The sequence below is a fragment of the Mumia xiangluensis genome, assembly GCF_010994095.1.
Classification (GTDB): Bacteria; Actinomycetota; Actinomycetes; order Propionibacteriales; family Nocardioidaceae; genus Mumia; species Mumia xiangluensis.
Genome location: NZ_WJYO01000001.1, coordinates 780,919 through 794,478 on the forward strand (window position 1 = coordinate 780,919; position 13,560 = coordinate 794,478).

At 68.0% G+C, this 13,560-nt stretch carries 11 protein-coding genes; 7 read left to right on the forward strand and 4 right to left on the reverse strand.

Annotation, left to right across the window (positions count from 1 at the left end; all coding sequences use genetic code 11):
* Positions 1 to 8 precede the first annotated feature (8 nt).
* Genes GH747_RS03590 through GH747_RS03600 form a run of 3 tightly spaced genes read left to right on the forward strand, consistent with a single transcriptional unit; the run spans position 9 to position 4,011 of the window.
* Positions 9 to 851: an ABC transporter ATP-binding protein gene (locus GH747_RS03590; protein ID WP_228552758.1), complete on the forward strand. Its 843-nt coding sequence runs from the start codon at positions 9 to 11 to the stop codon at positions 849 to 851.
* 23 nt (positions 852 to 874) lie between these two features.
* A complete protein-coding gene (locus GH747_RS03595) occupies positions 875 to 1,867 on the forward strand; it encodes an ABC transporter substrate-binding protein (protein WP_149768163.1) in 993 nt (330 codons plus the stop codon).
* Positions 1,868 to 1,908: 41 nt separating this feature from the next.
* A complete protein-coding gene (locus GH747_RS03600; RefSeq protein WP_149768164.1) occupies positions 1,909 to 4,011 on the forward strand; it encodes an iron ABC transporter permease in 2,103 nt (700 codons plus the stop codon).
* Between the two features lie 140 nt (positions 4,012 to 4,151).
* Here GH747_RS03600 and GH747_RS03605 read toward each other — a convergent pair whose 3' ends face one another.
* The gene (locus tag GH747_RS03605) at positions 4,152 to 4,982 is read right to left on the reverse strand and encodes an SDR family oxidoreductase (RefSeq protein WP_149768165.1); all 831 of its coding nucleotides are present in this window, start codon (positions 4,980 to 4,982) and stop codon (positions 4,152 to 4,154) included.
* Positions 4,983 to 5,060: 78 nt separating this feature from the next.
* Here GH747_RS03605 and GH747_RS22375 point away from each other — a divergent pair, with 78 nt between their 5' ends.
* The 4 genes from GH747_RS22375 (at position 5,061) to GH747_RS03625 (ending at position 8,894) form a co-directional block, all read left to right on the forward strand.
* Positions 5,061 to 7,610 carry a LuxR C-terminal-related transcriptional regulator gene (locus tag GH747_RS22375; RefSeq protein ID WP_149768166.1) on the forward strand — a complete coding sequence of 850 codons (2,550 nt, stop codon included), beginning with the start codon at positions 5,061 to 5,063 and terminating at the stop codon, positions 7,608 to 7,610.
* Between the two features lie 65 nt (positions 7,611 to 7,675).
* The gene (locus GH747_RS03615; RefSeq protein ID WP_149768167.1) at positions 7,676 to 8,122 is read left to right on the forward strand and encodes a cupin domain-containing protein; all 447 of its coding nucleotides are present in this window, start codon (positions 7,676 to 7,678) and stop codon (positions 8,120 to 8,122) included.
* A gap of 233 nt (positions 8,123 to 8,355) precedes the next feature.
* Positions 8,356 to 8,592 carry a ribbon-helix-helix domain-containing protein gene (locus GH747_RS03620; RefSeq protein ID WP_149768168.1) on the forward strand — a complete coding sequence of 79 codons (237 nt, stop codon included), beginning with the start codon at positions 8,356 to 8,358 and terminating at the stop codon, positions 8,590 to 8,592.
* A complete protein-coding gene (locus tag GH747_RS03625) occupies positions 8,592 to 8,894 on the forward strand; it encodes a type II toxin-antitoxin system PemK/MazF family toxin (protein WP_149768169.1) in 303 nt (100 codons plus the stop codon). Before GH747_RS03620 ends, GH747_RS03625 begins: the two co-directional genes overlap by 1 nt.
* A gap of 306 nt (positions 8,895 to 9,200) precedes the next feature.
* Here GH747_RS03625 and GH747_RS03630 read toward each other — a convergent pair whose 3' ends face one another.
* The 3 genes from GH747_RS03630 to GH747_RS03645 form a co-directional block, all read right to left on the reverse strand.
* Positions 9,201 to 10,832, reverse strand: coding sequence for an AAA family ATPase (locus GH747_RS03630; RefSeq protein ID WP_149768170.1), 1,632 nt, complete (start codon positions 10,830 to 10,832; stop codon positions 9,201 to 9,203).
* Positions 10,789 to 11,784 carry an ATP-binding protein gene (locus tag GH747_RS03635; protein ID WP_149768171.1) on the reverse strand — a complete coding sequence of 332 codons (996 nt, stop codon included), beginning with the start codon at positions 11,782 to 11,784 and terminating at the stop codon, positions 10,789 to 10,791. Before GH747_RS03635 ends, GH747_RS03630 begins: the two co-directional genes overlap by 44 nt.
* 580 nt (positions 11,785 to 12,364) lie before the next feature.
* Complete coding sequence (locus GH747_RS03645; protein ID WP_163695276.1) at positions 12,365 to 13,519, reverse strand: DUF3800 domain-containing protein; 1,155 nt, start codon at positions 13,517 to 13,519, stop codon at positions 12,365 to 12,367.
* Positions 13,520 to 13,560 lie beyond the last annotated feature (41 nt).

Below are 13,560 nucleotides of genomic sequence, written 5' to 3' on the forward strand. Positions count from 1 at the left end.
TTGGTCGGGTGACCAGCAACCATCGCGCACCTGAGCTGACCGCCGAGGGCGTGCGCGCGTCGTACGGCTCGACGGTCGTCGTCGACGACGTCAGCGTCGCGCTCGTGCCCGGTCGCGTCACCGCACTCATCGGTCCGAACGGCAGTGGCAAGTCGACGCTGCTGCGTACGCTCGCGCACCTGCACACCGCCGCGGACGGCACGATCCGGCTCGGCGACGGTCGGTCCGTCGACGATCTCAAGGCCAAGGAGCTCGCCACCCGGCTCACGCTGCTGTCCCAGGGACGGTCGGCGCCGGGCGGCGTGACGGTGCGGGAGGTCGTCGCGTACGGCCGCCACCCGCACCGCTCGCGGTGGGGCAGCGGCGACCCCGACGGGCCCGCGATCGTCGACCGCGCGATGGCGATGACCGGTGTCACCGACCTCGCGCACCGTGGCGTCGACACCCTCTCGGGCGGCCAGGCGCAGCGCGTCTGGCTGGCGAGCTGCCTCGCGCAGAACACGCCGGTGCTCCTGCTAGACGAGCCCACCACGTACCTCGACCTGCGCTACCAGGTCGAGCTTCTCGACATCGTCCGCGACCTCGCCGACGACCACGGCATCGCGGTCGGGATCGTCCTGCACGACCTCGACCAGGCGGCGGCCGTCGCCGACGAGGTCGTCCTGCTCGTCGAGGGCCGCGTCACCGCGGTCGGCGCCCCGCACGAGGTGCTGACGACCGAGTTGCTCAGCCCGGCGTACGGGGTCACGGTCGACGTCCACGTCGACCCCCTCGACGGCCACCTCCGTACGCGCGCCCGTGCGCGTCACCACCGGCGCGCCGGCGCCACCCCTCAGCCCACCTCTGCATAACCCCATCGAAGGAGAAACCGGACGTGAAGCGTTCCCGCTCACTGCTCGTTGCCGCCACGGCGACGCTCGCCCTGTCGCTCGCCGCCTGCGGCACGACCGAGGACAGCGACGGCGACGATTCGTCGACCGACACCTCGGCCGGCCCGGTCACGGTCACCGACGCCCGCGGTGAGGAAGTCACCCTCGACGCTCCCGCCAAGCGGATTGCGACGACGGAGTGGAACACCACCGAGTACCTGATCTCCCTCGGCGTCCAGCCGGTCGGCGTGTCCGACGTCAAGGGCTTCGAGACGTGGGACCAGTCGGTCGAGCTCGACAGCGACGCCACCGACATCGGCACCCGCGGCGAGCCCAGCATCGACACGCTCGCCTCGCTCGACCTCGACGTGGTGCTCGTGACCGACCAGCTCGTCGGTGACGCGATCGCGCAGATCGAGAAGACCACGCCGGTCATCGTCGTCCCCGGCGGCGACGCCAAGGACCCGATCGGTCAGATGTGGAAGAACGTCGACCTCGTCGCGCAGGTCACCGGTACCGAGGACGAGGCCGCGGAGCTCAAGACCGACTTCGACGAGGCGCTCGCCGAGACCAAGAAGGCCGTCGAGGCATCGGATGCCGCTGGCAAGCCGGTCGCGTTCAACGACGCGTACGACGCCGGCGGCTCGGTCTCGGTCCGCCCGTACCTCGAGGGATCGCAGATCGGCGGCATTCTCAAGGAGCTCGGCTTCGCGAACCCGTGGAGCGCGATCGGCATCGAGGGCGACCCGGCGTACGGGCTCGGCCAGACCGACGTCGAGGGTCTGACGAAGCTCCCGGACGACACGCTCTACTGGTACATCGGCAACGACGCCGAGGCCGACCCGTACACCGATGCGCTCAAGGACAACAAGGTCTGGACGTCGCTCCCGTTCGTGGAGGCCGGCAACGTGACGCGTCTGCCCGACAGCATCTGGATGTTCGGTGGCCCGGCGTCCATGGAGGCCTTCCTCGACGCCGTCGAGGACACGGTCGCCTGATCTGACCTGACCTGAGCTGACCCACCCGAAGCGATCTCGAGATGACCCTCACCGCCGAACCCGCCGTCACGGGTTCCGAACCACCCCAGCTCGACGAGCCGCGGAAGTCTCCGTGGACGCTCGCGCTCACGGTGGTGCTCCTGCTCGGCCTCGTCGTGGTGCTCGCCGCGATCGACGTCGTGCAGGGTACGGCGGCGGTGGGGGTCAGCGATCTCTGGCGGTGGGTCACCGGCTCGGCCGACGCGCAGGCGTCCGCGGTGATCGTCGACTCGCGGCTCCCGCGGGTCGCGGCGGCGGTCGTCGTCGGTATGGCGCTCGGCGCGGCCGGCTGCGTGCTGCAGTCGATCTCGCGCAACATGCTGGCCTCGCCGGACACGCTGGCCGTCAACGCAGGTGCGTATCTCGCGCTGACGGTCGGCGCGACGGTGGGACTGCCGGGGCTGATCCTCGGTGACCTCGTGCTGGCGTTCGTCGGCGGTCTCGCCGCGGCGGCGCTGGTGTTCGTGCTGGCGGGGACGGAGTACGGCACCGTACGCCTCGTCCTCGCCGGCACCGTCGTCGCGATGGTGCTCATGTCGATCGCGACGACGCTGATCATCCTCAACCCGATGGAGTCGCGCGGCATCCAGGCGTGGGAGTCGGGGGTGCTGAGCCAGAACGCGTTCGACTCGGTCCGCCTGATGACGCCGGTCGTCGTGGCGTGCCTGGCGGTGCTCGTCGTGTACGCGCACCGGCTCGACGTGCTCGTCCTCGGCGACGACGCGGCCCGTTCACTCGGCATCCCGGTGCGGCAGACGCAGCTCGTCGTGCTGGTGGTGGCGATCGCACTGTCCGCGGCGGCGGTGACGCTGACCGGGCCGATCGGGTTCGTCGGTCTCGCGGCGCCGGCGCTCGTGCGGCTGGCCGCGCCGGTCGTTCCGGGTCTGCACCGGCACCGTGCGTTGATCTTCGTGGCGGGTCTCGCCGGCATCGCGATCATCCTCGGCGCGGACGTGCTGATTCGGGCGGTGCTCGGGTCGCAGTCGGCGGTCGAGGTGCCGACGGGTGTCGTGACGTCGCTGCTCGGTGCGCTCGTGCTGGTGTGGTTCGCGTACCGGCTTCGCGCGTCGCGCCTCGACGACGCGTCGAACGCGCTGGACGTGCGCGGGGTTGGCTCGAAGCACCCGTGGCTGATCGTGACGGTGCTGGCGGTCCTGCTGTTCGTGCTGTGCGTCGTCGCGGTGCTGGTCGGCGACCGCATGTTCCTGCTCGGCGACCTCATCAACTGGGCGACGGGCAACTCCGGGCCGATCGTCACGAACGTGATGGGCGCTCGCGTGCCGCGTGTCGTGGCGGCGCTGCTGGCTGGTGTCGCGCTGGCGGTGGCGGGTACGGCGATCCAGGCCGTGACGCGCAATCCCCTGGCAGACCCGACGATCATCGGCGTCGCCGGTGGCGCGTCGGTGGGTGCGGTCATCGTCGTGACGCTGGTGCCGCTCGCGTCGTTCTGGGCGCTGGCCGGGGCGTCGGGCATCGGTGCGCTCGTGGCGGCGGCGATCGTGTTCGGGTTGGCGGCGCGTGGTGGGTTCGCGACTGACCGTCTGGTGCTGATCGGTGTCGGCGTGTCGTTCGCGGCGAAGGCGATCGTGTCGTTGCTGATCGTGACGACGGACCCGTGGAACGCGTCGAAGGCGCTGACCTGGCTCGGTGGGTCGACGTACGGGCGGTCGTACGAGCACCTGGTGCCGATGATGCTCGCGATCGTGGTGCTCGTGCCGGCGGTGGTGATCGGGTATCGCTACCTCGATCTGTTGTCGATCGACGAGGACACGCCTCGTGTCTTGGGCGTACGGCCGGGGCGGGCGCGGTTCGTCCTGCTGACGTGCGCGGTTCTGCTGACGGCGACGGCGGTCGCGGCGATCGGGCTGGTGGCGTTCGTGGGTCTGGTGGCTCCGCACGCGGCGCGGTCGCTGGTCGGGCGGCGGCACCTGCGGGTGATCCCGGTGGCAGCGCTGCTGGGCGCGATCCTGCTGGTGCTGGCGGACATGCTCGGGCGGACCGTGGCTGCGCCGACGCAGCTGCCGGCCGGCCTGCTCGCCGCGCTGGTGGGCGCGCCCTACTTCTTCTATCTCCTCCACCGCTCCCGCCGCACCACCGTCGGTTGAGCACCCCCCGCTCGCTGGTTGAGCGAGCGCCCTCCCGCCCGCTGGTTGAGCGAGCGCAGCGAGTCGAAACCCCCGGCTCGCTGGTTGAGTGGCGCGCTCCCCTCGCTGGTTGAGCGAGCGCAGCGAGTCGAAACCCCCCCTCACCCTCCAACCCCCTGCCGCCACACCGCGTCGAGGCCGCGGGTCGGCAGCAGCGCCTTCATCGCGAGGATCATCCGGGCGTCCCCGCCGACGACAGTGCGCGGCCGCATCCGTCGCCGGGTGAGCTGGCGCTCGACGGCGGCGGCGACGCGCTCGGGCGGTTTGGCGTTCTTCCGGATCTTCCCCACCAGCACCCGCTCACCGGCGAACTGCGCCGCATAGAGCGCGCGCTGCTCGGCGTCGAGGCCAGCCTCGAGCTGGTCGATGACCTGGTCCATCTCGTGCCAGGGGTCGGTGTCGATGACGCCCGGCTCGACGAGTCCGACCTGCACGCCGAAGGGGTGCAGCTCGACCCGCAGGCAGTCGGCCACCGCCTCCGTCGCGTACTTCGAGGCGTTGTAGATCCCGGTGAACGGGAACGACACCCGGCCGTTGATCGAGGAGATGAACACGACCCGGCCCCGGGTACGGCGCAGCCGCGGCAGCATCGACTGGGTCAGCGCGAGCGGCCCGATGAGGTTCACGTCGAACTGGTGGTGCATCGCGTCCCGGGACAGCGTCTCGACCGGGCCGGCGACCGCGATGCCGGCATTGTTGACGAGCGCGTCGAGTCGCTCGGGAAGGTCGCGGTCGAGCGCGGCCACGTGCTCGGGCACGGTGACGTCGAGCTCGACCGGCGTGATCCGGTCGGACTCCGCGGCCAGCTCCTTGCCCGCGATGTCGGTGCGGACCCCGCCGTACACGTTCCAACCCGAGCGGGCCAGACGTACGGCGATGGCGCGGCCGATGCCGCGGCCGGCGCCGGTGACGAGGACGGTACGAGTGCTCATCCACCGACCTTCGCGCGGACCGCGACAGGTGGTGCAAGTAGAGCGGTACTCGAATCCCGTCCGCACTAGCCTGACGCCATGGAGCGGCCGTGGCCGCTCACCGGCCGGGACGAGGAGCTGCGCAGGGTCGCGGCGGCGATCCGGCCCGGTGCGGCGGGGATCGTGGTGGCGGGTCCGGCGGGGCTCGGCAAGACTCGGCTCGCCCGCGAGGCGGTGGCGGCCGCCCAAGGTCGCGGCACGACCGTCCTGTGGGCCCACGGCAGCGCGGCCGCCCGTCCGTTCCCGCTGGGTGCATTCGCGGGGCTCCTCGACGTCCCGACCGGCGACGCCGCCGAAGCGATCGGCCGCGCGCTGGACCAGCTCGCGCGACAGCAGCCGCTGGTGCTGGCCGTCGACGACGCGCACCTGCTCGACGAGCACTCCGCGATCGTGTTGCACCGCCTGGTCGTACGACGGCTGGCCCCGGTCGTGGTCACCCTCCGTACCGGGGAGTCCGCTCCCGACACCGTGACCTCCCTGTGGAAGGACGACCACCTCCCGCGCCTGGACCTGAAGCCGCTCGACGTCACGGAGACCACCGGCCTGGTCGCTCGGGTGCTCGGCGGTCCGGTCGACTCGGCGTCCGCGCAGCGGTTGTGGACGTTGACCGAGGGGAGCCCGCTCTTCCTGCGGCACCTGCTGGCCGGGGAGGTGGCGGCGGGCCGGTTCGCGCCGACGTCCGGCATCTGGCGGTGGACGAGCGAGCTCGCGATCTCCCCGGAGCTGACCGACCTGCTGGAGCGCGAGATCGGCGCCCTCGCTGCGGGCGTACAGGAGGTCGTCGACGTGGTCGCGCTCGCCGAGCCGGTGGCGGTCCCGACGCTGTCCGCGCTCACCTCGCCTGCCGACCTCGAGCAGGCCGAGGGCCGCGGCCTGGTGCGTACCGACGGCGTGGTCGCCCGGCTGGCGCACCCCCTGTACGGCGAGGTCCGCCGCGCCACGATGGGTACGCTGCGCGCGCGCCGGCTTCGCGGCCGGGTCGCGCAGACCCTCGACGCGGAGCCGGACCCGATCCCGAGGGCCGTGCTCACCCTCGACTCCGACCTACCTCCGGATCCGGCGCTGTTCCTGAGGGCCGCCGAGGCGGCGACGCACCTGTACGACCTGCCGCTGGCCGAGCGGTTGGCCCGCGCGGCCGCCGCCACCGGCGACCCGCTCGCCCGACTCGTGCACGCAGGAGCGCTGTCCTGGCTCAGCTGCGGCGACGAGGCCGAAGCGATCCTCACCGACCTCGCGGCGAGTGCACCGGACGCGGGGACGCGAGCGATGGCGCACCTCCACCGCACCGGCAATCTCCTCTGGACGATGGCGCGTGCCGACGACGCGCACGAGGCGCTGGCCGCGGCCGAGGTGACCGGGGCGGCGCCGCTGTACGTCGCAGCGATGTCGCTGGCGTGGTCCGCCGCTGTCGGGGACCTGGCGCCCGTTCTCGACCGGGGTCCGGCGCTGCTGCGCGAGGAGCTGCCCGACGACCTGGCCCGCATCCTGGTCGCGTCCGCCGTGTCCGCAGCGGCCGCCGTTACCGGCGAACGTGCGCTGCTCGACGAGGCTGCGGTCGTGGGCGGGCTCACCGCCGACCGCGTACCCACCGGCATCCCCGGCTTCGGGCTCGCGGACCTGCAGGTGCTCGGCCACCGCCTCGCGGGTACGCCCGACGTGGCCGAGGCGCAGGCGCGGAGGATGCAGGCGGCGTCGGCCGACCTTCCAGGTCCGGCTCGGCTGATGGGCCTGGTCGTCGCCGGGCATGCCGCCCTCGCCGCAGGCCGCGTCACCGACGCGCTGCTCGCGCTGCGCGAGGCGTGGGCCGGGCTGGCGGACTCGGGGCACGAGTTCCGGTTCCGCTGCCGTACGTTGCTGGCGACGGCGCTCGGACAGGCTGGCGAGGCGGAGCAGGCCGCCCCTCTGCTGGCCGGTATCGCCGCCGAGCAGCACCCGGCGTACCGGCTCTTCCTTCCCGACGACCTCCTCGCACGGGCATGGGTGGCGGCGGCCGATGGATCCACGACCGAGGCAGTCGGGCACGCCGTCGCCGCCGCTGACCTCGCACGCCGGATGGGCACCCCCGCGTACGAGGTGCTCGCCTGGCAGACCGCGGTCCAGCTCGGCGACGCATCTGCCGCGGTGGCTGCCCTCGCGGAACTCACCGACCTTGGGCCCCGCGCCGCGGTGGCCCGCGACCATGCCCGAGCCTGGGCGGATGGAGACGGCGACGCGCTCCTCGAGGTTGCCGACGCATGGTTCCGACTTGGCGACCTCGTCGCCGCCGGCGATGCGGCGGCTCAGGCGGCCGACCAGCACCGCCGGCACGGACGGCAGGGTTCCGCGCTCTCTGCCGCGGCCCTCGCGGAGAAGCTCTCCGGAAGGTCCGGTGCTCGTACGCCGGCGCTGGCGGTCGCGGCACGGCCTCTCCCGTTGACCGCCCGTGAGCGGGAGATCGCCGAGCTGGCTGCTCGCGGGTTGTCGAACAAGGAGATCGCCGAGCGGCTCACGGTGTCGGTGCGGACTGTCGAGGGCCACCTCTACCGCGCCGGCCACAAGCTCGGCGTCTCCGAGCGCGCCGCGATGGCGGACATCCTCGGAGTCGAGTAGGGCACTACTCGCATCCCCGCCGCTCCGTCGCTCGAGGCTGAACGTACGCAGCCCGAGGAGGAGCCATGAACACTGTCTACGTCCAGCCCGGAGAGGGTCAGCACTACCCGATGATCGACGGCGACCACGTCGCGAAAGTCGCCATCCACGACGACTGTGGGGCCTTCGAGGTCTTTGAGATGATCGCGCCTGCCGCGCCGATGGCGCCGCCGCACGTGTCGCCGTGGACCGGCGTGCTGTTCCTGATCGAGGGCAAGATCACCGCCGTCGTCGACGGCACGACGTACGAGGTAGAGCCCGGCGGAGTCGTTGTCTTCCCGGCCGGGACACCGAGTACGTTCGGCGTCGTCGGAGAGTCCGCGCGGTTCGTGGCGATCACCTCCGGCGACGGCGCGGGGCGATTCTTCGCGGACTTCGCCAGCTCGGTGCCGGCGGACCGGCCGGTCGAGGACTCGATGGCGGCGATCCTCTCCGTCACCCGCCGCCACGGAGTGGCCCTCGCGGCGAGCTGAGCCGGTCGCCGGCCGCTGGTCGAGGCGCGAAGCGATCGAGACCCCCGCTGGTCGAGGCGCGAAGCGATCGAGACCACCCTCCGCTGGTCGAGTAGCCCGAGCCGCCGAGATCTCCGCTGGTCGAGTAGCCCGAGCCGCTAGGCGAGGGCGTATCGAGACCACCTACCTCCGCTGGTCGAGGCGCGAAGCGATCGAGACCCAGCAGATGAATCCCACAGTGGTACCGTCCTGGTATGACCACCCAGATCGCTGTGCGTTTGGACGATGAACTCGTCGGTTTTGTGGACGAACTCGTGCGACAGGGCGACGCACCGAGCCGTGCCGCAGTAGTCGCTCGGGCGCTCCAGCGTGAGCAGCGCCGCAAGGTCGCCGAACGCGACGCTGCGATCCTCGCTGCTTCACGGAGAGACAACGACATGGACGGACTCGCAGGGTTCGCGGCCGGCGTGTCGATGGACGACCTCGACTGATGCGTCCGATCCACATGGCCCGTCTCGACAAGACGCGGCCAGTGCTGATCCTGACCCGTGAGGTCGTTCGTCCCCATCTCAGCCGAGTCACCGTTGCTCCGATCACGAGCACGGTTCGCGGGCTGTCGACCGAGGTGCCTGTCGGCTCGATCAACGGACTCGACCACGACAGTGTCGTGAGCTGCGACAACATCGTGACCGTGCCCGTGGAATCGGTCGGACGGCAGATCGGCTATCTGCTCGAATCCCAGGAAAGCGACCTGGCGCAGGCGATCCGAGCCGCGTTCGACCTGGATCTTTGAGACGGATTCTGCCGGCGCTGTGATGCCCGCTCTGCCTAGTGCGCCAGTGGTGTGACACGCCCGGGCGCCCAACCCGCTGCCATTGGCGCTGCTGAAGTAGCAGTCGGAACCCCTTCGCGACTCCCTCGACCGCCGGCGTCCTACAGTCCGCGTAGTCCCGAAGCAGCTACGGACGTTGGACGTGATCGCCAGAGTCATTCCGCCCAGAAGGACGCGCTCCGCTCCCCGGACGACGACAAGGCCATGTCGCTGACTCGACGCGACGTTTCCTCGTCCGCCCCGGCTGGCGACTTTGAGCATCCGACGTCAGGCGGAGATGTAGGCCTTGCGGATATCCTGCGCAGCGGCCCAATCTCGCTCGAAGTCGGCAAGCGACGGCTTGATGTTGAGCTGTTCAACGGACTGGCTGTGTCCAGGCATAAATCGGGAGCACCGATCGAAGAGCGGCAGCAGAGCCGTCTTGGCGCCCTCGAACCGGTCAAGCTTGATCTTGTCGAGCCCGCCAATCATCAGATTTGCGCGATGCCGCTGCGCCACGTTGGCTAGCAAGTCTTGCTCGATGAAGGCCTCGCACCATGTACGGAGAACGCCATAGGCGCTTTCGACTAGTGCGTCTTGGAGCGATGGTTCGCTGGCCGCCTGCTTCGCGAGCTCGATGGCCTTGGTGATGCGCTTGCCGACCTGAGCTGGGGAATCCTTTCGAGGGCTTCCGCCGGCCTGAAGAAATCCCTTGCCTTCATCGTTGCCGCGCACTTCGTAGAACGTGTAGCCGAGCTTACGGTCATCCCGGAGCCCCAGGAGCGTTGATGCAAAGAAGATGTTGTGGGTGAACACAACCACCTGATGAGTGGCGGCCAATCGAGAGATCCGCTCGCAAACCTCACCCATGCGGAGATAGTCGAGGCTTGTTACCGGGTCGTCGAAGATGATCGGCGCCTTCACCCCAGTCATCCGGCATTCGGCAAGGAAGTCCGCAATCGCGAGGACCTTCAACTCGCCCTCCGACAGGACTGCTGACGGACGGTACTGCGAAACCGACTTCTTACGCTCAGCCTGCCCTCGACGCCCCTGAAATTCGAGGCCCACGGTCGGCGCGCTCAAGGCGGCGCACTCCTGGGCAAACAGTCGTTCGAAGTTCCTGTTGACCAAGTCTTCGCTGGCCTGCTTGGACAGGTTGGTGAGCGAGCGCTGAATGCCGGCAGACATCGAGCGTGTGAGGGTGTCCATTCTGGCGGCCCGTTTGTGGGAGCCAACAGCCGTGCGAATCGTCGGCAGATGACGGGCGAGCGCCAGCCGGGCGACCAGTTCCGCCAATTCAGCTTCCTTGCGGGTAAGCGCTGCGACGCGGTCCTCTCGCTGACTGTTCAAGTCCGCGAGCGTCGTCGCGAGAGACGTCGCTGCCGCTGATAGCAACCTGTCGGTCGTCGATGCGGACTTCGCGAGCTCTACGCCGTCGGTGAGTGGACGCCCGGACCGTGTAGCTTCGAACGCGGCTTCGAGGTCAGCAATCAGGGCCCCGACTACAGGTGCGTAGCTCGGCGCGGAGTTGGCTGAGGCGGTCTGTCGGGCGTGCTCCTTGAGGACCTCGATGCTCAACGAACCGAGACGCAGTTGGGAGCTCATCAGCGCCTGCTTGGCTTCCTGGAGCTGCCGGGCCAGAGCGTCATCAAGGTACGTGCGGTACTTCTGGATGAGAATGACTGCCTGGGCCGACAGCCCCTGGCCGCAATAGACGCAGCTGTCTGATGTCGTTGGGTAGTCGTTGAGCTCGAGATGGCGCACGTAGCGGTCACCCTCCGTGACGAATGCGCTCCACTCGTCGTCGGGGGCGCCAAGCAGTTCCCCAGGCTCGAACAGCTCAGCACGGGCCCGCCGATGCTCGGCTTCAAGTCGTTCAACCGCTGCACGGCGCCTCGTACTGCTCGACGTTGAAGTCACGGAGAGTCTTTGCCGCCAGTGACAACGCCTCAATCCGCCCCAGCTCAGCCTCGACCGCTTGACAGCGCGCATCGAAGTTGCCGGCCCTCAGAGCTGCCACTTCGCCGGCGAGCTTCTCAGCCCGGGCCTCGCCATCAACAGTGTCGTCGGCGAGGCGCGCCAGCTCCAAGAGATCCGTAGTCGCTCCGACAGTTTCGATCTTCGGATAGATCGACGTGCCACGCTGGAAATGGATCAGGAACGGGTTGCCCGACGGTTGGATCGAACGGGCCTCTACCTCGACGGTCTCCTGAACGTGACGGAGCGCGCCCGAGACATAGGTGAAGAGCGCGATCTCGCGGGGCGTGAACACATAGTTCAGATCGCCGTCGACGTGGAGAGACACCGCGGGCGCATCGAACACGCTCATGCGTGTCAGCGGTGCAACACCCGCCTCGTTCTTCCAATCAATGGTGCTCGCGGTTCCGTTGAGAGAGTAGGAGACGGAAGCGGTTGGAGGCGCGGACGTCCCATCTGCGTGCGCGTTCGGCAGAATGTCCTCGGCCGTACGAACCGCCGCTAGGCGCTTCAACACGCGCGAGTAACCAGGCTTGCCTGCCCCATTCTCTCCATATAGCACGGTGAGATTCGGGTGGAAGGCCAGTGACTGGCCCTGCGCCAGCGCGTTGACACCGGCAACCTTTGTGAGTTCGCCGAGCTCGAGCAGATCCTCGGCGGAGACTTCGTCGGCAGCGAGTTCAAGTTTGGGGACAGCCGTGATGTAGTCCGCTGGCTTGCTGGCGAGGTCCTTCTCGATCAGGAAGCGTTCGACGAGTGCCGCCAACTGAGTCTCGGACAGCTCGCGGTTAGACGACAACACTTGTGCGACCGCTTCGCGCACCCAGTCGTCGTGGCCGTTGGCCCACTCGATCAGCATGCGCTTAGGCGTTGATTCAGTCGGTTTGGCGGTCATGGGCGGCGTCACGCTCTCTGCGCGGGGAAGGATGTTCTAATCGTCTTTGCCTGTGACAACGAGACACGACCGTACGACAGCCAAGGCGACTTGCGGTGTGGAATCGACAACGTCGGATGCGCGCCGTTTGTGACGGACGACGAACCCGCTCGAATCGAGTCGCGATCCCCTGGCAGACATGGGTCATTCCACTGCGTTCCGCGCGCTTGGCCACCACCTTCACGTGCCACCGTCAGGCCGCCCATCTCAGAAGCGCGGGACGCTCAGCAAGTTGTTCGTCCAGTTGCCGTCTGTATATGTGCGCAGATAGGGCGGCGTCCCCTACACTACGCCCACCCGAGCGTCGGGGTTCCCGCTGACGAAGGCGGTGTTCCCCTTGTCGATGAAGTCGACCGTGACGGCTCTCTACTGCAGTGTCCGGTCTGTCCGTTCTGCGACCACATCACATCCGTGACGGGTGATGTTGTTCGAACTCGGAGGGCTCAAACGAACGTGGGTGATGTACGCAGTCATCTGCTGCCTAGGACTGGGACTACTCCGACATCAGAGAAAGGCAAATACTGAAATCAATCTTGCCATTCTAGGACCCGAATCGCCTCCGAAGTTCGGCCCACCCCTGTGTCGCAAACGACTCCCACATTGCTTCGGGCATGTTTGCGTCCCAACAATAGTACTCAACGTGCACCATTGCAATGTCCGAGCAGATCGCCAATTCGTCGTCGTCCAACTCCTCACCGTTCTTAACCTTCGTGAAGACGGTTCGAACGAAGCCACACAGGAGGTCGGCGAGTTGCACGAGGGGCTCAGACTTCGAATCGACAAGATCGAATCCGGTGACGGTTGGCATAGAGAAGTAGAACGAGCCATTGCCGAGTTTCATGGAATCCATCGGCCCAGGCGGCCGGAGCAGCCGTTGCACGAATTCGATGAGGTCATCAAAGCGAGTCAGGTTGTCATGCAAGATTCTGAGCGCGATGGCGCGTGGCCTCATGAAGCCTTCTAGGAGTTGCATCAGTCCCGGCAGCGAGTGACCGGTCGTGCTTCTCATTGAGTTCGTTGCCCCGAACTCGCTCCTTAGATCGTCGAGTTCATGGTCTGAGTAGTCTCGCTGCGTCTCGGCGACCCACTGCGTGCCGCCCAACTCAAACCACTCCGCGATCATCTCAGCGAGTGCCCCGACGCGCTCACGAGGTGGCACCACACCTTCACGGTGCATGGTTGCGAACTCAGCGAGGATTTCCTTGGCAGGCAGGAGCTCCTCAGCAAGTTGCTTCTTCTCCTCATAGGCTCCGGTAAACCCAGGGTCGAGGTGGCGGTTATAGGCTGGATCAAAGAATGTCTCAACCGTCTTGGCGGCAAGGAGAAAGTCCTTGTCCATCACAAAGAAGAACGGGAGAGCGCCGTGTTTGAGCATCAGCTCGAAAAGGTTGCGATAGATGGCCGAGGAATTCCTGCGCCTTGCGACCTTCGCCCACTTTAGCTCCCCACCAATCAAGCCGAATCGCTCCCTTAGGGCCAACATTTCGTCAAGAATTCCGCCCCGAGCGCTATTCACGACCAACCAGCCACCGTGTACGAATACCGGCTGATCCGCATCTGCCCAGTTAGCGCCGGTGTAGCCACTCTCGTCACAGTAGAAGGTTGCCCTGATCAGGGAAGCCGCTTCCTTCGCCCTTGCGCGGGCTAGTGCGGCATCCTGAAGTGCGCGCTTCGCTGGATTCCCGGAACGCCCCATGATCGCCATTGTCCCGGATCATCACTCTGGAAGGTGGAGGA

Coding starts and splice junctions, on each gene's coding strand:
- GH747_RS03600 (WP_149768164.1), top strand. CDS start 1,909: ATGACCCTCACCGCCGAACCCGCCGTCACGGGTTCCGAACCACCCCAG.
- GH747_RS03605 (WP_149768165.1), bottom strand. CDS start 4,982: ATGAGCACTCGTACCGTCCTCGTCACCGGCGCCGGCCGCGGCATCGGC.
- GH747_RS22375 (WP_149768166.1), top strand. CDS start 5,061: ATGGAGCGGCCGTGGCCGCTCACCGGCCGGGACGAGGAGCTGCGCAGG.
- GH747_RS03615 (WP_149768167.1), top strand. CDS start 7,676: ATGAACACTGTCTACGTCCAGCCCGGAGAGGGTCAGCACTACCCGATG.
- GH747_RS03620 (WP_149768168.1), top strand. CDS start 8,356: ATGACCACCCAGATCGCTGTGCGTTTGGACGATGAACTCGTCGGTTTT.
- GH747_RS03625 (WP_149768169.1), top strand. CDS start 8,592: ATGCGTCCGATCCACATGGCCCGTCTCGACAAGACGCGGCCAGTGCTG.
- GH747_RS03635 (WP_149768171.1), bottom strand. CDS start 11,784: ATGACCGCCAAACCGACTGAATCAACGCCTAAGCGCATGCTGATCGAG.
- GH747_RS03645 (WP_163695276.1), bottom strand. CDS start 13,519: ATGGGGCGTTCCGGGAATCCAGCGAAGCGCGCACTTCAGGATGCCGCA.